Raw genomic sequence first — 272 nt, 5'->3', positions numbered from 1 at the left:
CGGAAGTTGCTGCCGCGCAGCCATGTCGTCCGCTCACCGAAGAGCTGGGCGCTGTCGTAGGAGGCAGGTCGCGGCGCATTCCTGCGGGTGGCGTCGGCGACGCTGGGCGCCGAGCCGAACCGGCGGTGCCGGAACACCATGGAGGCGACACCGGTCGCGGCCACCAGCAGCACGGAGATCTCACCGAGTGTGTCCCAGGCGCGGATGTCGACCAGCAGAACGTTGACGGTGTTTGATCCGTTGCCGTACTTGTATGCCGCGTAAGGCAATTC

At 66.5% G+C, this 272-nt stretch carries 1 protein-coding gene; it reads right to left on the bottom strand.

Features of this window, described 5'->3' with window-relative positions:
- The coding region (mbhE, locus tag SB754_RS20340) for a hydrogen gas-evolving membrane-bound hydrogenase subunit E (protein WP_410784174.1) at nt 1-272 on the bottom strand (272 nt) is incomplete at both ends.

It is taken from the genome of Leifsonia sp. SIMBA_070 (assembly GCF_046534635.1).
In the GTDB taxonomy this organism is placed as follows: Bacteria; Actinomycetota; Actinomycetes; order Actinomycetales; family Microbacteriaceae; genus Leifsonia.
The sequence above is the reverse complement of the archived record's forward strand: the minus strand, read 5'-3'. Positions and strand labels throughout refer to the sequence as shown.